Genomic DNA, 21,391 nt, shown 5'->3' on the forward strand with positions numbered 1-21,391 from the left:
CCAAGGCCGAGTGATCGGCCGAGGTCCTGCGATCGTCAGGGTGTGTAACGACCCCGGCCCAGCCATGATTCCGGCCCACCGGTGCAGCCGGTCACACCCCAGCGAGCTCCGGACCCGGACAGATCGCCCATCGACCTTCCGGCTGACGTCCCAGAAGGCTCACGAAGGCATGATCGACTCGGGTTCATGGAAGTCGGGCCATCCGTCCGTACCGGATCCCGCGGAATCAGGGAGGTCGTGTGGATCATGGATGTGGTGACGTCGTACGGTGCCGACAATATGGGGCGTAACGCCCAGGCTGGTTGGGTCGGAGCGGGTGCCGCCGCACGTGGCGTGGCCGCCTCGACGGTTCAGCCGGGGAGGCGGGAGCGGACCTTCGCTGCGCAGGCGTCCAGGGCCGTGCGCGCATCCAGCCCTAGGCTCTCGATCGCGACCAACGCCGTGAAGGCGACATCGGCCAACTCGGCCGCGACGTCCTCGCGGGTGTGCGTGACGCCCTTGCGTGGATTCTGCCCGAGCAGACCGATCCAGGCAGCGGACGTCCTCGGTCAGCTTGAGAATCCGGCAGGTCAACTCCGTCTGCCCGGTGCCGTTCGCCGCGTCCAGCCAGCCGCGCGACGCCTGGGCCGCCTCCCAGATCGACTCGTCCACGGCGACCAGTCAACCCGACCGGCCCTCCTCCCCGCACAACCGGGGGGCGGCGACCTCTCGAACGAACGGGAACCAGCAGCGACCGAACCCGGCCGACGACGGGGCATGACCGGCGGGGCACAACCGCCGAAGGGCACAGCCCGCGCGGCCATGACCGGGACGGGCACAAAGGGCACAACCCGCGCGGCCATACCGGCACGCGCACAACCGACACGGGCACAACCCGCACGCACACAACCGCACGCGCACGACCCGCACGCACACGACCCGCACGCGAACAAACCGCACGGGCATGGCCGGCGGGAGATGCCTGCCGGTCGGGCGGCGGGCTGCAAGCAGATTCGGGCGCTGACCGACCGGACCGGGGTGCTTGACCGGCCGATCAGCGAAGCCATTGACACTGGTCGACGGCGGTTCTAGGTTCAGGACGCTACCGGCCGGTAGGCAACCGCCCCGCCTGGTCGCCCCGGGAGGGCGACGTCCGTCCGATGGGGAGCATCGATGCTGTCCGCACCCGTTCGCACCCTCCGCCGACTGCTTGCCGCCGCCGCGACGCTGACCCTTACGGTCGGCCTGGTCGGTGCCGTACCGGCCAGCGCCACCGGTCACGACCCGGGGGGCGGCGAGCCGCTGCCCGGCTACACCATCGAGAATCCGCCGCTGTCGCCGCTGGTCGTGGGGGGCAAGGCGACGACGGTACGCCAGGGCGTGCACCGCCACGCCGGCTACCTCATCGAGGTCCCCGCGCGCTGGAACGGCGACCTGGTGCTGTGGGCGCACGGCTACCGTGGCCAGGGCACCGTGCTCTCGCCGGAGCCGCCGGGCTTCGGGCTGCGCCAGCGCCTCCTGGAACAGGGGTACGCCTGGGCGTCGTCCTCGTACGACCGCAACGGCTTCGACATCCGCTCCGGGGTGTTGGGCACCAAGGATCTGGCCGACCACTTCGGCCGGACGGTCCGCCGGCCGCAGCACACCTACCTCGCCGGGGTGTCGATGGGCGGGTACGTCATCGGTCGCTCAATGGAGCAGTTTCCCGGCTACTACGACGGGGCGCTGCCGATGTGCGGGGTGCTCGGTGACCAGACGCTGCTCGACTTCTACCTGGACTACAACCTGGTCGCGCAGGCGCTCGCCGGTGTTCCGGCGTACCCCACGCCGGCCGACTACCTGACGAACGCCGTACCCCGGATCCAGGCGGCGCTCGGTCTGGCCGGGCTGACCCCCACCGGACCGGACACCACCACGGACCGGGGTAGGCAGTTGCGGGCGATCACGGTGAATCGTTCCGGCGGGCCGCGCCCGGGCGCGGACGCGGCGTTCGCGGTCTGGAAGGACTTCCTCTTCTCGATCACGGTGACCAGCGGCGGCGACTCCCCCGCCCAACGGCCCGGTCAGCTCTCCACCAACCTGCTCACCCGCTACACCCCGAACAGTCCGGTCGACGTCAACGCGGGCGTTCGGCGGGTCGCCCCGGAGAACGTCGTGCAACGGCTCCTGCCGACGCTGACCGAGGTGCCGCGGATCGCCGGCCGCCCCACCGCGCCGGTGCTCAGCCTGCACGGTCTCGGCGACCTTTTCGTGCCGTTCAGCATGGAGCAGGCGTACGCCACCGACGTGGCCCGGCACGGTCGCGGCAAGCTGCTGGTCCAGCGGGCGATCCGGGCCACCCAGCACTGCGAGTTCACCCCGGCCGAGGCCGGCGCCGCCTGGGACGACCTGGTTTCCTGGGTACGCACCGGCAAGCGCCCGGCCGGCGACACCGTCACCGATCCGGCGGTGGTGGCCCGGCCCGACTACGGCTGCCGGTTCAGCGACCGGGACGCGTACGCCGCCGGTGTCGGCACCCGCCGCCTCTACCCCGCCTGCTGACTCTGGGCGTCGGGCGCTCGGCGGCGGGCTGTTCGCGGGACGAAGAAAAACCGGCCGGCCCCGAGTCGGGGCGCGGTGTGCGTGCGGGTGTCACCAGAGCTGCTGGACGATGTCCGCCGCCTGCTCCTCCCACTGCGCGTACGCGTACGGGAAGGCGGAGACCTGGACGGTCTGCGCGGCGGTGGTCAGCGGCAGGTCCTGCCAGCCGCCGACGTTCTTGAGCGCGGTGAAGAACGCCGTGGCGGCGTACTCCGGGTCGGTGATCTGGTCGGGCGTGCCCCAACCGGACGACGGACGCTGCTGGAACAGCCCCTGCGAGTCGTGGTCGTTGTAGGCGCCGAGGTGGCCGAGGTTGTACAGCTTCGACTCCTGCAACGAGGTGGCCACGCCGATCACCGCGCCCCGGTCACCGACGCCGGTCTTCTTGGCGGCGTCGACGATCGCCCGGGCGTTCGCCAGTTGCGCGTCGTCGAGCGGTACGCGTGACTGCGCGCCCTCGATGCCGTGCGGGATCAGCTGGGCCGGCTCGGCTTGCCGGCCGGCGGCTTGCCGGTGGCGGAGCCGGTGGTCAGCCCGGACTCGACGGGCTGGTCGTCCTGCCGTGCCGAGCTGGCCGCCTTGCCGGTGGCGAGGTCGATGGCGGCGACGGCGCCCTGGTGCGGTCCGCTGGTGACCGGGGCGGCGGCCGCGGTCGGCGCGAGCGCCAGACCACCGAGGGCCGCCACACCCGCCACGCTCAGCGCGGTCTTGCGGTACGAATCCTTAGCGATGGCGGGGAGCCATCGAGTGAAGTCGACCTTCACGATGGTTGCCCTTTCGATCGTGCGGAGCGCTCCGGGGTGAACACTCCTCGGGAGATGACCGCGGAAAGGGGTTTGGGCTCCGGCGGTACGGGGGACACAACCAGGTTCACCTGTCGGTCATTCCGGAAATGCCCGACCGGCCGCGAGCTGCGGTCCCGGTCACCCCGGAAATCCGGACATCCCGCCCGTTCGCCGCCATGCTTCGCAGCGCGGTATGCCGCTCGGGCACCGCCACCGACCACAGGTACGCCAGGTCCGCGCCTGCGCCGGTGGGTAACCCGCCCGGCTCAGCCCTCGTTGCCCGGGATGCGGGAGCAGTCGTCCGGCGTCCGCAACTCCTGGAACACGGTGATCTGGAGGTCGGCGGGGGCAGCGAGGCGCGAGTTGAGCGACTGCCAGGGGGTACGCGTCGGCGGGGCGATCTCACCCGCGCCGGCGGCGACCAGCCGGGCGGTGGTCGCCTCGGCGTCGTCCACCTCGAAGGCCACCCGGATCCGGGGCGCGACCTGCCGGCCCACCTCGACCTCGTCGATCAGGCGTTTCTGCGCCGGGTTGGCGATCTCCAGGGTGGCCCGGCCGGCGTCCAGGATCACCACCCGGGCGTCACCGGCACTGACGAACGCCGCCTCCTGCGGCAGCCCGAGCGCGTCGCGGAAGAACGCGACGGCGGCCTCGTGGTCGGCGGCCTCGACGACGAGGCGCAGCTGTCGGACAACGGGAGCGGGGGACTCGGCGGCCATGCGCGGCAGCCTAACGTCACGACGGGGCTACAGTGACACCGTCCAGAAGGGAGCAGAGGTGGACGACGCATACCTGTTGCGCCCGGTCGGCCGGGTCGCTTCGCCGCTGACCGACGCCGCGAGCGCGCCCCGGCAGGGCGACGAGGGCGCACCGCCGGCGTGGCTGCTCTTCGACGCCCAGGTCGAGCCGGCCCTGCGCGACCTGGCGGAGGGTGCGGAGCTACTGGTGCTGACCTGGTTGGACCGCGCCCGGCGGGACGTGCTTGTGGTACACCCGCGCGGCGACGAGAGCCGGCCGCAGACCGGGGTGTTCGCCACCCGCTCCCCGCACCGGCCCAACCCGATCGGGCTGCACCGGGTGCGGGTGCTGGCGGTGGACGGGCTGCGCGTCGAGGTGGCCGACCTGGAAGCTCTCGACGGCACCCCGATCCTGGACGTCAAGCCGGTGCTGGGCGCGGCCGACGAACGGTGAGCCGCGCGAGCGGGCTCAGTGGCCCCGGGCCAACCATTCCTCCAGGTGCGGTGCCTCCGCGCCGATCGTCGTGTCGTCGCCGTGGCCGGTGTGCACGACCGTCTCCGCCGGCAGGGTCAGCAGCCGGGTGCTGATCGAGCGGACGATGGTGTCGAAGTCGCTGTACGAGCGGCCGGTCGCCCCCGGGCCACCGGCGAAGAGCGTGTCGCCGGTGAACACCGCGCCCAGCTCCGGTGCGTGGAAGCTGCACGCGCCGGGGCTGTGCCCGGGAGTGTGCAGCACCCGCAGCGTGCTGCCGGCCACCTCGATGCTCTGCCCGTCGTGCAGCTCGCCGTGCGGCGGCAGGTGCGGGTGGACCAGGTCCCAGAGGACCCGGTCGGCGGCGTGCAGCAGCACCGGGGCGCCGGTGGCCTCGGCCAGCTCGGGCGCACCCGGACGTGGTCGTCGTGGGCGTGGGTGGCCAGGATCGCCTTGACCCTCCGGTCACCCACCAGGGAGAGGATCGCGAGCACGTCGTGCGGCGCGTCCAGCACCACGCACTCGTGGTCGTCACCGATCACCCAGACGTTGTTGTCCACCTCGAACGTCTGCCCGTCCAGGGAGAACGTGCCCGAGGTGACCGCTCGGTCGACCCGGGCGGTCATCAGAACACCACCACCGAGCGGAGCACGTCGCCGTGGTGCATCCGGTCGAAGGCGTTCTCGACCTGGTCCAGGGTGATCTCCTCGGTGACGAAGGCGTCCAGGTCGAGCCGGCCCTGCAGGTACAGCTCGGTGAGCATCGGGAAGTCCCGACCGGGTAGGCAGTCGCCGTACCAACTGGACTTGAGGGCGCCGCCGCGCGCGAAGACGTCCAGCAGCGGCAGCTCGACCTGCATCTGCGGGGTCGGCACACCGACCAGCACCACCGTGCCGGCCAGGTCCCGGGCGTAGAACGCCTGCTTCCAGGTCTCCGGCCGGCCCACCGCGTCGATCACCACGTCGGCGCCGAAGCCGCCGGTGGCGGCCCGGATCGCCTCGACCGGGTCGGTCTCCGAGGCGTTCACGGTGTGCGTGGCGCCGAACTTCCGGGCCCAGTCCAGCTTGCGGCCGTCGGTGTCCACCGCGACGATCGTGGTGGCGCCGGCGAGGGCCGCGCCGGCGACCGCCGCGTCTCCGACGCCGCCGCAGCCGATCACCGCGACCGAGTCGCCCCGGGTGACGTTGCCGGTGTTCATGGCCGCGCCCAGCCCGGCCATCACCCCGCAGCCCAGCAGACCCACGGCGGCCGGCCGGGCGGCGGGGTCCACCCTGGTGCACTGCCCGGCGTGCACCAAGGTCTTCTCGGCGAACGCGCCGATGCCCAGCGCCGGGGCGAGTTCGGTGCCGTCGGTGAGGGTCATCCGCTGGGCGGCGTTGTGGGTGTTGAAGCAGTACCACGGGCGACCCCGCCGGCAGGCGCGGCAGACCCCGCAGACCGCCCGCCAGTTGAGCACCACGAAGTCACCCGGGGCGACGTCGGTGACGCCCTCGCCCACCTGCTCGACGATGCCCGCCGCCTCGTGGCCGAGCAGGAACGGGTAGTCGTCGTTGATGCCGCCCTCGCGGTAGTGCAGGTCGGTGTGGCAGACGCCGCAGGACTGGATCCGGACGACGGCCTCACCGGGGCCGGGATCGGGCACCACGATGGTGGTGACCTCGACCGGTGCGCCCTTGCTGCGGGAGATGACTCCCCGGACTTCCTGGCTCACTTCGCCTCCTGCTGGTGGTCTGCGGCAGGGCCGGGCGCCGGGGGGTGCGCGGGTGTGCCACGCGCTCGGCGGTGGGCCCCCGGGCGAACCTACCGCGACCACCGCGGCCAGCCCAGCCGGCCCGGCGGGTTATCCCGGGCAGTCCGGGGTACGCCTGCCGCATTCGACCACGGCCATCGGGAGTGACAATGAAACTCGCGCACCTGCCGCTACGGGTCAGTATCGGCGCGTACTTCCTCGACTCGGGTCTGGGCAAACGCAATCTGGAGGGCACCGCCGCCGAGGGCATGCACGGGATGGCGGTCGCCGCCATGCCGCAGCTCGGCCAGCTGGAGCCGGCTCGCTTCGCCAAGCTGCTGGCGTACTCGGAGATCGCCCTGGGGGCCGCGCTGGTCGCGCCGTTCGTGCCGGCGCCCCTGGTCGGGCTCGGTCTGACCGCGTTCGGCGTGGGCCTGGTGCAGCTGTACCTGAAGACGCCGGGGATGCGCCGGCCCGGTGGGATACGCCCGACCCAGCAGGGCACGGGGCTGGCCAAGGACGTCTGGCTGGTCGGGGCGGGGCTGACTATGGTGTTGGAGGGGCTGAGCCACGGCCGTCGGCGTCGCTGAGCCCGGCCGGAGGAGCCGCGTTGTCCACCACTCGTTCGGTGCGGCCGTTCTACCGGCCGATGCGGCCCCGTCGCCGCGACGAGCCGCACCGCGCGGCGACCCCGCTGGAACTCTTCTTCGACCTGTGTTTCGTGGTCGCCGTGGCGCAGGCGGCCACGAGCCTGCACCACGATGTCGCCGAGGGCCACCTCCGGCACGCGGCGACCAGTTACCTCATGGTGTTCTTCGCGATCTGGTGGTCGTGGATGAACTTCACCTGGTTCGCCTCGGCGTACGACACCGACGACGACGTCTACCGGATCACCACCCTGGTGCAGATCTCCGGGGCGTTGATCCTGGCTGCTGGGGTGCCGCGCGCCTTCACCGAGGGTGACTTCAGCGTCATCACGTACGGGTACGTGGTGATGCGGCTCGCGGCCATCGTGCACTGGAGTCGGGCGGCCGTCGGCGACCCCGCCCACCGTGCGGCGGCGCGCCGCTACGCGATCGGCGTGACAGTGGTGCAGATCGGTTGGCTGCTGCGGCTGCTGTTGCCCACCGAGTGGGGCCCGGAGTCGTTCGTGCTGCTGGTCCTGGCCGACCTGCTGGTGCCGGCGGTCGCCGAACGCCCCGGCATGACCCCGTGGCACCCCCGGCACATCGCGGAGCGGTACGGGCTGTTCACCCTGATCGTGCTCGGCGAGGTGGTGCTGTCCATCTCGGTGGCGATCCAGACCGGGCTCGACGCCGGCGAGCACGGCCTCTGGACGCTGGCGGCGGCCGGCGCGGTCATCGTCTACGCGCTCTGGTGGCTCTACTTCGACCGGCCGATCGAGGCGCCCGACCGGCTGCCGTACTCCCTGATCTGGGGCTACGGCCATTACCTGATCTTCGGGGCGATCGCCGCGGTCGGCGCCGGCCTGACGGTGTCGGTGGACCTCGAGCGGCACCTGACGCACCTCTCCGAGCGGGCCGCCGGGTACGCGGTGGCGGTTCCCCTTGCGGTCTTCCTGCTCACGGTCTGGGTGCTGCACGTACGCCGGCAGCAGCACGGCACGGTGAGCGTCGCGTTCCCGGTCGTCGCGCTGCTGGCGCTGCTCGCACCGCTCGGCCCGGCCCCGGTGTACGTGCTGGCGGCGCTGATGGTCGCTCTCGTGGCGCTGACCGTGCTGTTGCGCCGCCGCGACGCCGGACCGAGCGCGACGGTGGCCGACCCGGCTTAACGGCGGGCGCGATGACCCGGGGTTGGGCAGAATCATGGCATGCATCGCCGCCGATGGTTGTTGGCCGACCAACTTGGGCCACATTTCCTCGACGACCCCGACCAGCCGGTGCTGCTGGTGGAGGTCCGAGAACTCTTCCGCCGACGGCCCATGCACCGGCAGAAGGCGCACCTGATCCTCGCCGCGCTGCGCCATCGGGCGGCCGAGTTGGGCGACCGGGCGCTGCTGCTGCGTACCGGCACCTTCCGGGAGGCGCTGGCGCAGGTCGCCGAACCGGTGGAGGTGTGCCACCCGCACTCCCGGTCGGCGCTGCGTTTCGCCCGATCGGTACCGGGGCTGACCGTGCTGCCCCCGCGGGGCTTCGTCACTGATCGGGCCGACTTCGCCGAGTGGGCGGACCGCACCCGGCGCGGCCCGCTGCGGATGACCGACTTCTACCGGTACGCCCGTCGGCGGCACGGCGTCCTGACGGCCTCCGCCGGCCCGGCCGGACGTCGAGCCCGCACCGAGGACCGGAACCCGCCGGCGACGCCACCACCCCCACCGATCGTCGAGGACGACATCGACGCCGAGGTCCGCCACGAGCTGGACCGGTGGGCCGCCGACGGGGTGCGGTTCGTCGGCCGGGACGGCCCCCGACAGCACCCCGCCACGCACGCCGAGGCGCAGGCCCGGCTGGCGCACTTCCTGACCCACCGACTTCCCGGGTACGGCCGCTACGCCGACGTGATGAGCGTCGACGACCCGCTGTTCGCGCACTCCGTGCTGTCGTCCTCGTTCAACCTCGGGCTGCTCGACCCCGAGTCGGCCGTGCGCGCCGCGGAGCAGGCGTGGCGGGCCGGCACCGCCCCGCGTACCGCGGTGGAGCCGTTCATCCGAGGGCTGCTGGGCTGGCGGGAGTTCCTCTGGCAGCTGTACTGGTATGTCGAGCCGGGGTTCCGAGGGGCGAACTGGTTGGCCGCGACCGAGCCGCTGCCGCACTGGTTCGCCGAGCTGGACGCCGACGCGGTGGAGGCCCGCTGCCTGGCCGATGTGCTCGGCGCCGTCCGGGACCGGGCCTGGACGCACCACACCCCCCGGCTGCTGGTGCTCGCCAACTACGCCCTGCAACGCGGCTGGCGCCCGGCCGAGCTGGCGGACTGGTTCCAGCGCTGCTTCGTCGACGGCACCGACTGGGTGATGAACGCGACGGTCGTCGGCATGAGCCAGTACGCCGACCTGGCCCGGGTGGACACCCGACCGTACGCGGTGGACGGCGCGGACATCGACGAGATCAGCGACTACTGCGCCGGGTGCCGCTACCTGCCGGAACGGGCGCTCGGCGAGCTGGCCTGCCCGTACACCGGGGGTTTCGAGAGTTTCCTGCACCGCAACCGGGCCCGGCTGGTGGCCGATCCTCGGCTCGCCGCCGAACTGGCCCGCCGCGACGAGCCGGAGCACCGCGAGGCGGTGCTGGCGCAGGAGGAGAAGCGGGGCGGCACACCACCGTGACCGGGTGACGGGTCACGCCACCTCGCGCGCCGACTCGACGTCGGCGGGGCGCTGCGCGGGCACGCCGGGGGCCACCGACGCCGGGCGGGTCACGCCCCGGTTCAGGCCGGTGACCAGCAGCCGGTTGTACGAGCCCGGCAGGACCCGGGCCAGCAGGTCGGGCAGCTTCGCCGACCAGCCGACCAACACCCGGCCCCGACGCCGCTCGACGCCGCGCAGGATCACCTCGGCGGCTCGTTCCGGCGCGATGGTCAGCAGCTTCTCGAACTGCGCCCGGCCGGCCGCGTACTCGTCGTGCGACACCCCACTGCCGATCCGGGCGTTCGCGGTGATGCGGGTGCGGATGCCGCCGGGGTGCACCGAGGTCACCCCGATGCCGTCGTCGACCAACTCGTGGCGCAGCGCCTCGGTGAGGCCGCGCACGGCGAACTTGCTCGCCGAGTACGCGGCCTGCCCGGCCGGCGCGATCAGCCCGAACAGGCTGGAGATGTTGACCAGGTGCGCGCCCGGCTCCGCCCGGAGGGTGGGCAGCAGCGCGTGGGTCACCTGCGCCACGGCTCGGAAGTTGACGTCGATCACCCAGCTGAACTCCTCGAACGTCACCTGGTCGAACCGGCCGCCGAGACCGACACCGGCGTTGTTCACCAGCAGTCGTACCCGGGGGTGCCGCTGGCCGATCTCCGCGGCCACCTGGGCGGTGGCGGTCGCGTCGGCGAGGTCCACCAGGTACGTGCAGAGCTGACGGTCCGGGTGCGCGGCCCGGATCGCGCCGCTGACCGCGTCCAGCCGCTCGGCGTCGCGATCCAGCAGGACCAGGTTGCTGCCCCGGCGAGCCAGCGCGTGCGCCAGCGCCGCACCGATACCGCTGGCGGCCCCGGTGACCACGGCTGTCGCGCCGACGAAGTCGAACCTCTGCACGATCGTGCTCCTCTGCTGGCGGTCACCGACGGTGCTGGCGGTCACCGGCGGTGCTGGCGGTCACCGGCGGTCGATGGGACGGGTCGCCGGACGCCGCCGGGGGCAGCGGCCTCGCCCGCGCGGGAGAACCGCACTCCCTCGTCGGTGAGCCGGCCGTGCCGCATCAGCAGCACGTCGCGCGGGTAGTTCTGGTGCAGCCGCCACGGCGCGGCGGCACCCTGCTGGGGCAGGGTGTCGACGGCCCGCAGCACGTAGCCGGAGCGCAGGTCGATCAGCGGCACCCGCTCGGCCCCGGGCGGCGGGAGCGGCGTGACGACCTGCCGACCGGTGCGGTCCAGGTGCCGCAGGAGCCGGCAGACGTAGCCGGCGACCAAATCGGCCTTGAGCGTCCACGACGCGTTGGTGTAGCCGAGGGTCAGGGCGAAGTTCGGCACGCCGGAGAGCATCATGCCCTTGTAGGCGACGGTGTTGGGCAGGTCCACGTCGACGCCGTCCACCCGCAACGTCAGGCCGCCCAGGGCGAGCAGGTTGAGCCCGGTCGCGGTGACCACGATGTCGGCGGGCAGCTCGACACCGGAGGTGAGCCGGACACCGCGCCCGGTGAAGGTGTCGATGGTGTCGGTGACCACCGAGGCACGGCCCTCCCGCACGGCCGTGAACAGGTCACCGTCGGGTGCCACGCAGAGCCGCTGGTCCCACGGGTCGTAGCCGGGCGAGAAGTGCCTGTCGACGTCGTACCCGACCGGGAGCCGGGCCCGCGCGGCCCGGCGCAGCACCCGCCGCACCAGGCCGGGTGCCCGCCGGCTGAGCTGGAAGGTGACGGTGGCCAGCAGCACGTTCTTGGCGCGCACCACCTGGTACGCGATCTTCGCCGGCAGCCAGCGCCGGACCGCGTCGGCCAGCCGGTCGCGGGAGGACAACGGCATGACGTACGTCGGTGAGCGCTGGAGCATGGTCACCTGCGCGGCCCGCCGGGCCATGGCCGGCACCAGGGTGACCGCTGTGGCGCCGCTGCCGACCACCACCACCCGCTTGCCGGTGTGGTCGAGGTCGGCGGGCCAGTGCTGCGGGTGCACCACCTGCCCGGCGTACGCGTCGACGCCGGGCAGCGGCGGCGTGTAGCCCTCGTCGTAGCGGTAGTAACCGGTGCAGGCGAAGAGAAAAGAGCAGGTCAGCACCACGGTCTCGGCGGTGTCGGTGCGCTGGGCGGTCACCGTCCAGCGGGCGGTGTCGCTGTGCCACTCGGCGCGCAGCACCCGGTGGCGGAAGCGGATGTGCCGTGGCACGTCGTACTCCCGGGCGGTCTCCCGCACGTACTCCCGGATGGTCGTGCCGTCGGCGATCGCCTTCGGGGCGGTCCACGGCCGGAACGAGTAGCCGAGGGTGAACATGTCCGAGTCGGAGCGGATGCCCGGATAGCGGAACAGGTCCCAGGTGCCGCCGATGGCGTCACGCGCCTCCAGCACCGCGTAGGTCTTGTCGGGGCAGTCGCGGCGCAGGTGGCAGGCGGCCCCGACGCCGGAGAGGCCAGCGCCGATGATCAGCACGTCGACGTGGTCGGAGGCCATCGCGTCCCTCCATCCGGGGCGGTGGACGGACACTAACACCGCACCCGGATGGCCAAAAGTCAGCGCGAGACCCCTCCCCCGCCGTCGGGTCCATCCGCCGCCATCTCCGCATGGTCCGGAGGTTGGTGCTCCGCCGCTCGACTGAACATCATGATCCAGTTGGTCTCCCAGGTCTGCTCGCCGTCGACGGAGAACGCCTGCTCCCAGCGCGCGGTGGTGGCGCTGATGTCCGACCAGCTGAACCGGCACCGCACCGAACGCCCCTCGTGCTGGTCGTCGGCGTAGAACCGGCCGACCCCGTCGACGAAGCGACCCACCATCGGTGGCAGCCCGAGCACCCCGGTGTCGCTGCTCATCCAGTAGATCGACCACTCCTGCCGGGCCGGGTCGAAGACCCGGACCGTGGCGCCGGCGGAGCCCTTGGTCGGGAAGGTGATCTCGTCGAAGTGGCCGCCGCCGGCGAAGAAGCCGTGCGCCACCGAAACCCCGGGAAACTCCTCCCACTCGTCGGAGCCGACCAGCCGCTCGCGCAGTCGTCGGTTGACCACGTTCCAGGTGCCCACGAAGAAGTCGAAGTCGCCCATCAGCGGCCCACCGGCCCTTCCGCACGCGTGTCGTGCAGATATCCGGCCAGGTCAGGAGTTTCCGGGGTGAGCATGTGCCGCACCCAGGCCGTCCGCTCGTGCTCCAGCACCGCCAACTCCCAGACGCAGCCGACGGCGGGGCGACGTACCTCGACGAAGTGGGTCGGGTCGTCGTCCGGGCAGTCCAGCGCCGGCTGCCCGGCCGCGGCGACACGGACCTCCACCGCGTTGTCCCACATCCAGGTGTACGCCAGCAGGTAGGCGCCGGTGTCCGTGCCCCGGTGCAGCACCACCCACCCGGCGGCCGGGGTGCCGTCGTCGACGATGTCGACCAGCAGCAGCGGCAGCTGCTCGTACGCGGCCTTCTCCACCTCCGGTTCGAGCGGCCGGTCCGGCTGGTCGAGGTGGTAGCGCTTGAGCTGTCGACCGTCCACCGTGATCGGTTCCGGTGCGCTCAGGTCCTTGTCGCGAAATGCCATGCCGGGACGGTACGAGCGGTCCCCTGACAGCTAGTGTCAGTGAAGTGCGGGCCAGTCGACTCCTCTCCGTCCTGATGCTGCTCCAGTCGCACGGCCGGCTCACCGCCGCACAGCTCGCCGACCGGTTGGCCGTCTCCCCCCGCACCATCTACCGGGACGTGGAGTCCCTGCACGCCGCCGGCATCCCGCTGTTCGGGGAGGCCGGGCACGCCGGCGGCTACCAACTGGTCGACGGCTGGCGGACCCGGCTGACCGGGCTGACCGCCGAGGAGGCCGACCGGTTGTTCCTGGCCGGGTTGCCCGGTCCCGCCGACGAGCTGGGCTACGGCGACGTGGTGGCCGCGCTCCAGCTCAAGCTGCACGCCGCGCTCCCCGCATCGCTGCGCGACCGGGCGACCCAGCTCCAGCAACGCTTCCACCTGGACACGCCCGGCTGGTACGCCGACGGCGACGCCTCCCCCGAGCTGGCCCGCACGGCCGAGGCGGTCTGGCGACAGCACCGCATCGAGGTGCGCTACCGCAGCTGGCACGGCGAGGTGACCCGCGTGCTGGAGCCGTACGGCCTGGTGCTCAAGGGTGGCCGCTGGTATGTGGTGGCCGACCAGCCCGGCCGGGGCGCACCGGCGACCTACCGGGTCAACCAGATCCTCGCGCTCACCGCGCTGGCGCAGGAGTTCGACCGACCGGCCGACTTCGACCTGCCGGCCTGGTGGCGGGCCCACGTGGTCGAGTTCCGGGCCCGGCTGCACCGCGAGGAGGCGACGGTGCGCCTCTCCCCCGCCGGGCGCGAGCGGCTGCGGGAGATCGGCGGCGATCCGGCGGTGAGGGCGGTGGACGCCAGCGCCGGTCCACCTGACGCGCGGGGCTGGGTGACCGCGGTGCTGCCGATCGAGTCGCTCACCCACGCCCACGGTGAGCTGCTGCGCCTCGGCGCCGACGTCGAGGTGCTGACGCCGGTGGCGCTGCGCGAACGGCTGACCGCCACGGCGGCCGGGCTCGCCGCGCTCTACGCCCCCGGCTGAGCGGGCTCACCCTTCCACAGTGAAAGGGCCGGGGGCATCGATTGTCGGCACGGTGTGCCACCCTGGGACGGGCAGCGGCGGTTACCGGAGGTGAGGGTCACGTTACGGCTACGCGCACTGGTCGCCGTCCCCGGCACCGGGCCGGTCACCCTCGACGTCCCCGCCGGCACGCTCGCCGCCCTGGTGGCGCCACCGGAGTACGGCACCGCCGTCGCTCGGGTGCTGGCCGGGCTCGCCGCCCCGGTGACCGGCCGCATCCTGGTCGGCGACCGGGACATCACCGGCCTGCCGCCCCCGCGCCGGCAGATCGGGTACGTGCCCGCCGGTGGGGCGCTGCTGCCGCAGCTCACCGTGCGCCGCAACATCGAGTACGGCCAACGCAAACGTGAACGGGTGCACGCGGTGGCCGACGACTGGACGGCCATGGTGGTCGACCGGCTGGAGTTGGCGCTCTCCCTCACCCTGCTGCCGCACCAGATCTCGGCCGCCCAACGGTTCCGGGTGGCCCTTGCCCGGGCGGCCGCCTGCCTGCCCGAGGTGCTCGTGGTCGATTTGCCCGCCGGTTCGGCGGGCGACAGCCGCCTCGGCGACCTGGTGCCCCGGCTCTCCCCACCGGACGCACCGGGGATGGCGGTGCTGGTCTGCACCGCCGACCCGGCCACGCTGGCTGAGATCCCGCTGCGGCACGACCTGGTCACCGAACCGAGCGAGGCGGCCCGATGAGGCCGACCGCCCGGCCGAGTCGTCGTACCCTGTTGCGCGCCGCCGCCGTGGGCGCCGCCGCCCTGGCCACCGGATGCTCGGGCGGGACCCGTTCGGTGCAGGTCGCGGTGGTCTGGAGCACCAGCGAGCTGGAGCGGTTCCGGCGGGTCGTCGCCGACTATCCCGCCCGGGTGCAGGTGGTCAGCGCCGGCAACGACATCGACGCGTTCCTGCGGGCCCGGCACCTCGCCGGCACCAGCCCGGACGTGGCGATCCTGCCACGCCCCGGCCTGGTCACCGAGTACGCCCAGCGGGGTTGGTTGAGCCCGCTGCGCCCGTCGGACGAGTACGCCGTGCCCGGCGGGCTGGGCGAGTTGCTCACCACCGAGGGTGAACGCTACGGCGTCTGGGTGAAGGCGGCGCACAAGTCGCTGGTCTGGCACCTGCCGTCCATGCTGCCCGAGCCGCCCGGCGACTGGGACAGCCTGGTCGGGCAGACGCGGCGGCTCGGCGCGCTCGCCCAGCGCGGCGACGGCCCGGCGCGCTGGCCATCGGCGCCGCCGACGGCTGGGTGCTCACCGACTGGTTCGAGAACGTGCTGGCCGACGTGGCCCCGGAGGGCTACAACACCCTCGCCCGCCCGGACGCCGACTGGCGGGGCGGGCCGGTGCGCGACACCCTGGACCGGCTCGCCGAGCTGTGGAGCATTCGGGGCGCGTTCCTCGGCGGTGGCCGGCGCGCCCTGCTCACCCAGTACGAGGAGTCGGTGATCCAGGTGGTGCACGCCCGGCGGGCGGTGATGCTCGTCGGCGCCGACTTCACCGCCGACGTCGTCGGCCCGTTCCAACGTGGCGGGGAGGCGCGACGACGTTCCGGTTCCCGGGCGCCCGACCGGGCGGCGGCCCACTGATCGTCGGCGGCGACGCCGCGGTGGTCCTCGCCGACGCCCGGGGCGGCGTCGAGCTGGTCGAGTGGCTCACCCGGGCCGACTCGTTCGGACCCTGGCTGCGCGCCGGCGGTTACCTGTCCCCCAACACCAATGTCGCGATCACCAGCTACCGGAGCCGGGTCGGGCAGCGGCTGGCCCTGGAGATGCGGGAGCCCGGCACGCTGCGTTTCGACCTGTCCGACCAGCTGCCCGGCGCGTTCACCGGCTCGGACGGCGTGGGCATCTGGCGGATCATGCAAGGCTTCTTCGCCGATGTCACCGACGGGGTACCCGCCGGCGAGGCGATCCGCCGAGCCACCGCACTGCTCGCCGAGGCGGCCCGCACGGCGGGCGGTGGCCGATGAGCCAGGGGCGGGTCCTCGGCGAACTGGCGGTCCTCGACGACGTCGGGCCGCCCCGGCGGGGGCGGGCGTATCCGGCGGCGGGGGCGACCTCGGCCCTGCTGCTGCCGGCCGCGGTGCTGCTCGGTGGGCTGGTGCTGTGGCCGGTGCTGCGGACCGTGCACGCCAGCGTCACCACCGATGGTCGCTGGGTCGGCGTGGCGCACTTCCGGACCGCGCTCGCCGCCCCGGACACCGGCGCGGTGGTCGGCCGGACGGTCCTCTGGGCCCTCCTGGTGCCGGCGGTGGTGACGGCCCTGGGCTACCTGCTGGCCGCCGCGTCCCGCCGTTCGCAGGAGGGCGGCCTGGTCCGGTTGATCCTGCTGGTGCCGGTGGCGCTGCCGCTCGTCGTCACGGGGGTCATCTTCCGGCTGATGTACGACCCGGACCCGAGCCGAGGGCTGGCCACGGTGGTCGCCGCCCGGCTGACCGGCCGGGTGGCCGACGACGCGCCGCAGCTGCTCGGGCCGGGGCTGGTCACCGTCGCGCTGATGTCGGCGTTCGTCTGGGCCTGGGTGGGGTTGGCGGTGCTGGTCTTCCGGTCCGCGCTGGACGCGGTGCCGTCGAGTCTCGCCGACGCGGTCCGCGCCTACGGTGGGAAGCGCCGGCACGTGCTGTGGGACGCGCAGTGGCGGCCGCTGCTGCTGCGCACGACCGCTGTGGTCTTCGCGCTGGTCGCGGTCGGCACCAGCCGTACGTTCGACCTGATCCTGGTGATGACCCCCGGGTCGGTTCGCGACGAGGCGTCGGTGCTCGCGCTGCGGATCTGGCAGACGTCGGGGGGCACCACCACCGGTGAGGGCGCCGCGCTCGGGGTGGTGTGGTTGGTGGCGGTCGTCGGCGGGATCCTGGTGGCCGCCCTGTTCGTCCGGCAGGCGTGGCCTCCACCGCCCGTCGAGACGCTGCCGGAGCCCGGCCCGGTGGCCCCGCCCCGGCGGGTGTTCCGGCTGCTGGCGGCGGGTGCCGCGGTCGCCTGGCTGGTGCCGTTGGTGGTGCTGGTCGGCACGTCGGCACATGGGCGGGTGGACGCCGCCGCCCGGGGCTGGTGGTCGACGCCACCCGATGCCGAGTCCTACCGCGACGTGGTCGCCGGGACGGAGCTGTGGCGGACGCTGGGCTTCACGCTGCTCCTGGCGACCGCGGTGACCACCACGGTGTTGGTGGTCGCGCTGTTGGCCGCGTACCCGTTGGCCTGGTTGACCGGGCCCGCCGCGCAGGCCACCGGGCTGCTGCTGCTGGCGGCGAGCGTCGTGCCGGTCCAGGTCATCGCCGGGCCGGTCAACGAGGTGCTGGGGCTGGTGCTGTCCTCCGGCACGGCCCAGGGGCTGGCGCTGGTGCACACCGCGCTGGGTGTGCCGTTCGCGGTGCTGGTGCTGCGCAACGCGTTCGCCGACCTACCGGTCGAGCAGGTGCGCGACGCCCGGCTGGGCGGCCGCCGATGGTGGCACACCCTGCGTCGGTTGGCCCGGCACAACCTGTCCGCGGTGGTGGCGGTCTCCGTGTTGGAGTTCGTCCAGGTCTGGAACGACCTGGTGGTGGGTCGGCTGTTCAGTGGGCCGGGGGCGTCGCCGCTCGGCCCGTTCCTGGCCGAGCAGACCCGCAGCTTCGTGAGCAACAGTGGCGCGCTGGCCGCCAGCTCGGTGCTCGCCTCGGTGCTGCCGGTGGTGCTCGTGGTGCTCTCCCGCCGGCACCTGGTCGCCGGGCTCGTCTCCGGGGGCGTCAGGTGACCCGGCCGGGCGGGGCCCGGGGCGGCTCGCGCTGGCCGGCGTTGATCGCGATCGGCGGGGTGGTCGGCAGCATCCTCGCCAACGTGGCCAGCAACCTGGCCGGCGATCTGCTCTCCGAGCTGGCCGCCAGCCTGCTCGGGCCGGCGACGATCGTGCTGGCGTCGGCGGCATCGTGGGCTACGTGGGGTACGAGGTGCGCCGCCGCCGGGCCGACCGGCAGGTGGACCCCGAACCGACGGACGTGCTCGCCGCGCCGGCCACCGGTGCGCCGACCCTGCCGTACACCGCCGAGTTCACCGGTCGCGGCGAGCACGTCGAGACGGTGGTCGGGTTGCTCGCCCGGGAGCACGCGGTGGCGGTCCTGGGCCGGCGCGCGGTGGGCACCTCCGCGTGCGCGGTGCAGGCCGCCAACCGGTGCCGGGCAGACTTCCCGGACGGGCAGTACTACCTCGACGTGCGGCGGCGCGGCCGGCCCCGCTCGGCCCGGCAGGTGCTCACCGCGCTGGCCCGGATCCTGGGCACCGCACCGCCGACCTCCGGTCGGCCGGACGCGCTCGCCGCCGCCGCCGACGCGCTGCGTGGTCAGCTCGACGGTCGCAAGATCCTGCTGGTGCTCGACAACGTCGACCGTCCTGACCAGGTGCGAGCCCTGTTGCCGCCCACCGCGCGCACCTGCCGTCTGCTGCTCGCCGGCGGCCCGGCGCTGGTCGGCCTCAAGGGCGTGGTCGCGCACTGGATCGCCGAACCGGGCACGTCCGAGGCGGTGGAGCTGTTCGCGACCGCGGGCGGGGCCGCGCCCGCTGCCCGGGTCCGCCGGGCGGATCCGCGCACCGACCCGGCGGTGGGTGAGATCGTCGACCTGTGCGGGCGGCAGCCGCGCACCGTCCGCGCCCTCGGTTACCGCACCGCACAGCACGGTTGGCGGCACTTTGACGTGCTGGACGCGCTGCGCCGCGCGGTGCAGACGCCACCGCACCAGCGGCTCGCCGTCTCACCGGCGGCCCGCCTGGTCACCGAGCGGGACATCGCCTACCAGGCGTTGCCCCGCGAGGCCCGCCGGCTGTACCGGCTGATGTCGCTGGTTCCCGCCCCGGTGGACCGCCCGACCATCGCCGCGCTGGCCGGGCGGCACCCCGAGCGGGTGACCGCTCTGCTGGACCGGTTGGCCGCCGCCGCGTTCGTGGTCGGCGCGCCCGGCGACCGGTACGAACTCCGCCCCCTGCTCACCGCCAGCGCCCGACTGCACCTGCGCGACGCCGACCCGGTCCGGGCCCGGGTCGCCGCCCAGGCCCGGCTGACCCGGCACCTGGCTCGCCGGGCCGAACGGCACGCGGCCAACCTGGCGGTGCTCGGCGCCCCGCCGGACCGGGAGTGGTCGCTGCCGCTCGACGACGACCCGTACGGCTGGTTCGACCTGCACCAGGAGCTGCTGCTGGCGGTGGTGCGGGTGCCGGCGGGCGCGGCCGAGACACTGCCCCGGCGGGTGCGCCGGTGGTGGTTCCGGCTGGCCGTGGCGCTGTGCGGGTGGTTGGCGTACACCGAGCGGCTGGACGAGTGGGAGCAGGTCTGCCGCACCGTGCTCGCCACCCCGACCGCCGACGACCGCCCGGAGATCGCCGGGTGGGCGCACAACGAGCTGGGTGTGCTGCGTCGACGCCGGCACGACCCGCAGGGCGCGGCCGCCGCGCTCACCCTCGCGGTGAACGAACGGGGGCGCCGGGGCACCGCACAGGCCCGGATGAACCTCGGCCTGGCCCTGCTCGACCTCGGGCAGCTCGACGACGCGGTGGAGCACCTGGAGATGTCCCGCCGGCACCGCTCCGGTGCGGACCGCGCCGGGCACGCCCTGACCGACCTGGGTCTGGGCGCGGCACAGCTGGCCCGGGGTGAGCTGGACGCCGCGCACCACCACCTGGTGCGGGCGGCGAACACGTTCCGGTCGGTGGGTGACGCGCGTGGGTACGCGGCGGCGCTGACGAACCTGGTGCTGGTGCACGCCGCACTCGGCGAACACCTGGACGCCGCCCAGGCGTGGCGGGCCGCCCTGCGCGAGTACGAGTCGGTGAACGACCCGACCAGCCGGGCGACTGCCCTGCTCAACGCCGGGGCGACGCTGCTGAGCAGCACCCCGGGGCAGGCGCGGACGGCGTACGAGCTGCTGACCGAGAGTCGGCGGCTGCGCGAGCAGACCCGGCCCAGCGCCGGGCTGGCCCGCACGTTGCTCTACCTGGGTGACGCCTGCGCCGCGCTGGGCGAGCACACCGACGCGCGGCGACACTGGGCGGACGCGGCGACGGCGGCCGAGGAGGTCGCCGACGACCAGTGCCGGGCCACCGCCGACGCCCGACTGGAGGCCGAGGCCGACGACCGCGTGACGTAGGTCGCTCGGGTTGGCCGGTGGCACCGCTCTGCGAGACTCTGTGATCGTGGACGCGCTCACCGTACGGGGACTCAGCCGCAACTTCGGCGACCTGGTCGTGCTCGACGACGTGAGCTTCACGCTCCCGGCGGGTCGGATCGCTGTGGTGCTGGGCCCCAACGGCAGCGGCAAGACCACCCTGCTGCGCTGTGTCGTCGGCGCCGACCGGCCGGACGCGGGCGAGGTGCTGGTGCAGGGTCGCCGGGCCGACGAGACCGATCCTCGGGTGCGGGCGCTGGTGGCCGCCGCCCTGGACGACATCGACTTCTTTCCCGACCTGTCCGTGGTCGAGCACCTGGAGCTGGTCGCGTACGCCCACGGGGGTGACGCCGAGCCGGTCGGGGAGGTGCTCGCCGAGCTGGGTCTGGAGCCGGCCCGCGACCAGCTGCCGGTGACGCTGTCCAGTGGGCAGCGCCGCCGGCTGGCGCTGGCGTCGTGTTTCGTGCGGCCCCGCCGGGTGCTGATCCTCGACGAGCCCGAACAGCGTCTCGACGTACGCGGGCGACAGTGGCTCGCCCAGCGTCTGCTGCGGGAACGGGACGCCGGCACGGCCGTGCTGATGGCTTCGCACGACCCGGAGTTGATCGACGCGGTGGTGGACGAGCGCATCGAGATCGGCAAGTGACCGCCCCACCGGCCACCGTCGCCGGAACGCCCACCGGGGTGCCCACCGCCCGGCAACTGCGGACGCACCTGCGCCGGGCCCGCAGCCGGCACCACGACCACTCCCTCAGCGACGTGCTGGGCGACGCGTACGTCATCGTGCTGTTCGTCGGCATGTACGGCTGGTTCGCGATCAGCGCCAGCCGGGACCTGCTGGACTCGCCCACGGTGGGGCGGTCGGAGCCGGGGGTGCGCTGGTGGCTGGTGGTGGCCGCGCTGCTGGCCGGCGCCGGGCTCGCCTGGCGTGGTCTGCGCGCGCTCGGTCCGTTGCTGGTCACCCCGGCCACCCAGAGTTGGGCGACGAGCGCGCCGGTGGACCGGCGGGCCTGGCTGGCGCCGCGTTTCGTGCTCCTGCTGCTGGGCGCGGCGGCCGGCACCTGGCCGCGCTCGGGGTGGCCGTGGCGGCGCTCGGCGG

The 21,391-nt window shown here is 73.6% G+C and carries 21 protein-coding genes and 3 pseudogenes; 15 read left to right on the forward strand and 9 right to left on the reverse strand.

Features of this window, described 5'->3' with window-relative positions; all coding sequences use genetic code 11:
* The first annotated feature begins 553 nt into the window (after positions 1-553).
* Both JM949_RS37385 and JM949_RS19680 read left to right on the forward strand, forming a co-directional pair.
* Positions 554-760 carry a hypothetical protein gene (locus JM949_RS37385; protein WP_238433507.1) on the forward strand — a complete coding sequence of 69 codons (207 nt, stop codon included), beginning with the start codon at positions 554-556 and terminating at the stop codon, positions 758-760.
* 392 nt (positions 761-1,152) lie between these two features.
* The gene (locus JM949_RS19680) at positions 1,153-2,520 is read left to right on the forward strand and encodes an alpha/beta hydrolase (protein WP_203149873.1); all 1,368 of its coding nucleotides are present in this window, start codon (positions 1,153-1,155) and stop codon (positions 2,518-2,520) included.
* A gap of 90 nt (positions 2,521-2,610) precedes the next feature.
* Here JM949_RS19680 and JM949_RS40190 read toward each other — a convergent pair.
* The 3 genes and pseudogenes from JM949_RS40190 to JM949_RS19690 all read right to left on the reverse strand — a co-directional run.
* Positions 2,611-3,050: pseudogene (locus JM949_RS40190) on the reverse strand (hypothetical protein); the annotation flags it as partial.
* An 80-nt stretch (positions 3,051-3,130) separates the two neighbouring features.
* A pseudogene (locus tag JM949_RS40195) lies at positions 3,131-3,323 on the reverse strand (hypothetical protein); the annotation flags it as partial.
* Between the two features lie 287 nt (positions 3,324-3,610).
* Complete coding sequence (locus JM949_RS19690) at positions 3,611-4,063, reverse strand: VOC family protein (RefSeq protein WP_203149874.1); 453 nt, start codon at positions 4,061-4,063, stop codon at positions 3,611-3,613.
* Between the two features lie 58 nt (positions 4,064-4,121).
* On the opposite strand from JM949_RS19690, the gene tsaA reads away from it, so the two are divergent.
* On the forward strand, positions 4,122-4,535 hold the full coding sequence (gene tsaA, locus JM949_RS19695) for a tRNA (N6-threonylcarbamoyladenosine(37)-N6)-methyltransferase TrmO (RefSeq protein WP_203149875.1): 414 nt from the start codon (positions 4,122-4,124) through the stop codon (positions 4,533-4,535).
* A 15-nt stretch (positions 4,536-4,550) separates the two neighbouring features.
* Here tsaA and JM949_RS19700 read toward each other — a convergent pair.
* Both JM949_RS19700 and JM949_RS19705 read right to left on the reverse strand, forming a co-directional pair.
* Positions 4,551-5,179: pseudogene (locus tag JM949_RS19700) on the reverse strand (MBL fold metallo-hydrolase).
* Positions 5,179-6,264: an S-(hydroxymethyl)mycothiol dehydrogenase gene (locus JM949_RS19705; RefSeq protein ID WP_203149876.1), complete on the reverse strand. Its 1,086-nt coding sequence runs from the start codon at positions 6,262-6,264 to the stop codon at positions 5,179-5,181. The pseudogene JM949_RS19700 and the gene JM949_RS19705 overlap by 1 nt, the downstream one beginning before the upstream one ends.
* A gap of 188 nt (positions 6,265-6,452) precedes the next feature.
* Here JM949_RS19705 and JM949_RS19710 point away from each other — a divergent pair, with 188 nt between their 5' ends.
* From JM949_RS19710 to JM949_RS19720, 3 genes are read left to right on the forward strand one after another with little or no spacing between them, the layout of a single operon-like run.
* The gene (locus tag JM949_RS19710; RefSeq protein ID WP_203149877.1) at positions 6,453-6,872 is read left to right on the forward strand and encodes a hypothetical protein; all 420 of its coding nucleotides are present in this window, start codon (positions 6,453-6,455) and stop codon (positions 6,870-6,872) included.
* Between the two features lie 20 nt (positions 6,873-6,892).
* Complete coding sequence (locus JM949_RS19715; RefSeq protein ID WP_238433509.1) at positions 6,893-8,074, forward strand: low temperature requirement protein A; 1,182 nt, start codon at positions 6,893-6,895, stop codon at positions 8,072-8,074.
* A 39-nt stretch (positions 8,075-8,113) separates the two neighbouring features.
* The gene (locus JM949_RS19720) at positions 8,114-9,565 is read left to right on the forward strand and encodes a cryptochrome/photolyase family protein (protein WP_203149878.1); all 1,452 of its coding nucleotides are present in this window, start codon (positions 8,114-8,116) and stop codon (positions 9,563-9,565) included.
* A 12-nt stretch (positions 9,566-9,577) separates the two neighbouring features.
* On the opposite strand, the gene JM949_RS19725 is transcribed toward JM949_RS19720, so the two are convergent.
* From JM949_RS19725 to JM949_RS19740, 4 genes are read right to left on the reverse strand one after another with little or no spacing between them, the layout of a single operon-like run.
* Positions 9,578-10,483 carry an SDR family NAD(P)-dependent oxidoreductase gene (locus JM949_RS19725; protein ID WP_203149879.1) on the reverse strand — a complete coding sequence of 302 codons (906 nt, stop codon included), beginning with the start codon at positions 10,481-10,483 and terminating at the stop codon, positions 9,578-9,580.
* A 41-nt stretch (positions 10,484-10,524) separates the two neighbouring features.
* Entirely contained in the window at positions 10,525-12,051 is a 1,527-nt protein-coding gene (locus JM949_RS19730) for a flavin-containing monooxygenase (RefSeq protein ID WP_203149880.1), read from the reverse strand.
* Positions 12,052-12,110: 59 nt separating this feature from the next.
* Positions 12,111-12,635: a hypothetical protein gene (locus tag JM949_RS19735; protein ID WP_238433510.1), complete on the reverse strand. Its 525-nt coding sequence runs from the start codon at positions 12,633-12,635 to the stop codon at positions 12,111-12,113.
* Complete coding sequence (locus tag JM949_RS19740) at positions 12,635-13,114, reverse strand: hypothetical protein (RefSeq protein ID WP_203149881.1); 480 nt, start codon at positions 13,112-13,114, stop codon at positions 12,635-12,637. Before JM949_RS19740 ends, JM949_RS19735 begins: the two co-directional genes overlap by 1 nt.
* 44 nt (positions 13,115-13,158) lie before the next feature.
* On the opposite strand from JM949_RS19740, the gene JM949_RS19745 reads away from it, so the two are divergent.
* The 9 genes from JM949_RS19745 to JM949_RS19785 form a co-directional block, all read left to right on the forward strand.
* Positions 13,159-14,136 carry a helix-turn-helix transcriptional regulator gene (locus JM949_RS19745; RefSeq protein ID WP_309232235.1) on the forward strand — a complete coding sequence of 326 codons (978 nt, stop codon included), beginning with the start codon at positions 13,159-13,161 and terminating at the stop codon, positions 14,134-14,136.
* A 90-nt stretch (positions 14,137-14,226) separates the two neighbouring features.
* Positions 14,227-14,859: an ATP-binding cassette domain-containing protein gene (locus tag JM949_RS19750; protein ID WP_203149883.1), complete on the forward strand. Its 633-nt coding sequence runs from the start codon at positions 14,227-14,229 to the stop codon at positions 14,857-14,859.
* On the forward strand, positions 14,856-15,608 hold the full coding sequence (locus JM949_RS19755) for a type 2 periplasmic-binding domain-containing protein (protein ID WP_203149884.1): 753 nt from the start codon (positions 14,856-14,858) through the stop codon (positions 15,606-15,608). The genes JM949_RS19750 and JM949_RS19755 overlap by 4 nt, the downstream gene beginning before the upstream one ends.
* Positions 15,605-15,748, forward strand: coding sequence for a hypothetical protein (locus tag JM949_RS19760; RefSeq protein ID WP_203149885.1), 144 nt, complete (start codon positions 15,605-15,607; stop codon positions 15,746-15,748). The genes JM949_RS19755 and JM949_RS19760 overlap by 4 nt, the downstream gene beginning before the upstream one ends.
* A 20-nt stretch (positions 15,749-15,768) precedes the next feature.
* Positions 15,769-16,131, forward strand: a complete 363-nt coding sequence (locus JM949_RS19765) for a hypothetical protein (protein WP_203149886.1) — start codon at positions 15,769-15,771, stop codon at positions 16,129-16,131.
* Positions 16,128-17,894 carry an ABC transporter permease subunit gene (locus tag JM949_RS19770; protein ID WP_203149887.1) on the forward strand — a complete coding sequence of 589 codons (1,767 nt, stop codon included), beginning with the start codon at positions 16,128-16,130 and terminating at the stop codon, positions 17,892-17,894. Before JM949_RS19765 ends, JM949_RS19770 begins: the two co-directional genes overlap by 4 nt.
* 181 nt (positions 17,895-18,075) lie before the next feature.
* Positions 18,076-20,274, forward strand: a complete 2,199-nt coding sequence (locus JM949_RS19775) for a tetratricopeptide repeat protein (protein WP_203149888.1) — start codon at positions 18,076-18,078, stop codon at positions 20,272-20,274.
* 46 nt (positions 20,275-20,320) lie between these two features.
* Complete coding sequence (locus tag JM949_RS19780; protein ID WP_309232236.1) at positions 20,321-20,938, forward strand: ABC transporter ATP-binding protein; 618 nt, start codon at positions 20,321-20,323, stop codon at positions 20,936-20,938.
* On the forward strand, positions 20,935-21,391 hold a 457-nt coding region (locus JM949_RS19785; protein WP_309232237.1), incomplete at its 3' end, for a DUF6297 family protein. The genes JM949_RS19780 and JM949_RS19785, both read left to right, overlap by 4 nt.

The sequence above is a fragment of the Micromonospora tarensis genome (genome assembly GCF_016803395.1).
Classification (GTDB): Bacteria; Actinomycetota; Actinomycetes; order Mycobacteriales; family Micromonosporaceae; genus Micromonospora; species Micromonospora tarensis.

What these genes read in the sequence shown, in the direction of transcription:
- JM949_RS19720 (WP_203149878.1), top strand. Translation starts at nt 8,114, where the DNA reads ATGCATCGCCGCCGATGGTTGTTGGCCGACCAACTTGGGCCACATTTC.
- JM949_RS19690 (WP_203149874.1), bottom strand. Translation starts at nt 4,063, where the DNA reads ATGGCCGCCGAGTCCCCCGCTCCCGTTGTCCGACAGCTGCGCCTCGTC.
- JM949_RS19680 (WP_203149873.1), top strand. Translation starts at nt 1,153, where the DNA reads ATGCTGTCCGCACCCGTTCGCACCCTCCGCCGACTGCTTGCCGCCGCC.
- JM949_RS19770 (WP_203149887.1), top strand. Translation starts at nt 16,128, where the DNA reads ATGAGCCAGGGGCGGGTCCTCGGCGAACTGGCGGTCCTCGACGACGTC.
- JM949_RS19730 (WP_203149880.1), bottom strand. Translation starts at nt 12,051, where the DNA reads ATGGCCTCCGACCACGTCGACGTGCTGATCATCGGCGCTGGCCTCTCC.
- JM949_RS19755 (WP_203149884.1), top strand. Translation starts at nt 14,856, where the DNA reads ATGAGGCCGACCGCCCGGCCGAGTCGTCGTACCCTGTTGCGCGCCGCC.
- JM949_RS19740 (WP_203149881.1), bottom strand. Translation starts at nt 13,114, where the DNA reads ATGGCATTTCGCGACAAGGACCTGAGCGCACCGGAACCGATCACGGTG.
- JM949_RS19735 (WP_238433510.1), bottom strand. Translation starts at nt 12,635, where the DNA reads ATGGGCGACTTCGACTTCTTCGTGGGCACCTGGAACGTGGTCAACCGA.
- JM949_RS19710 (WP_203149877.1), top strand. Translation starts at nt 6,453, where the DNA reads ATGAAACTCGCGCACCTGCCGCTACGGGTCAGTATCGGCGCGTACTTC.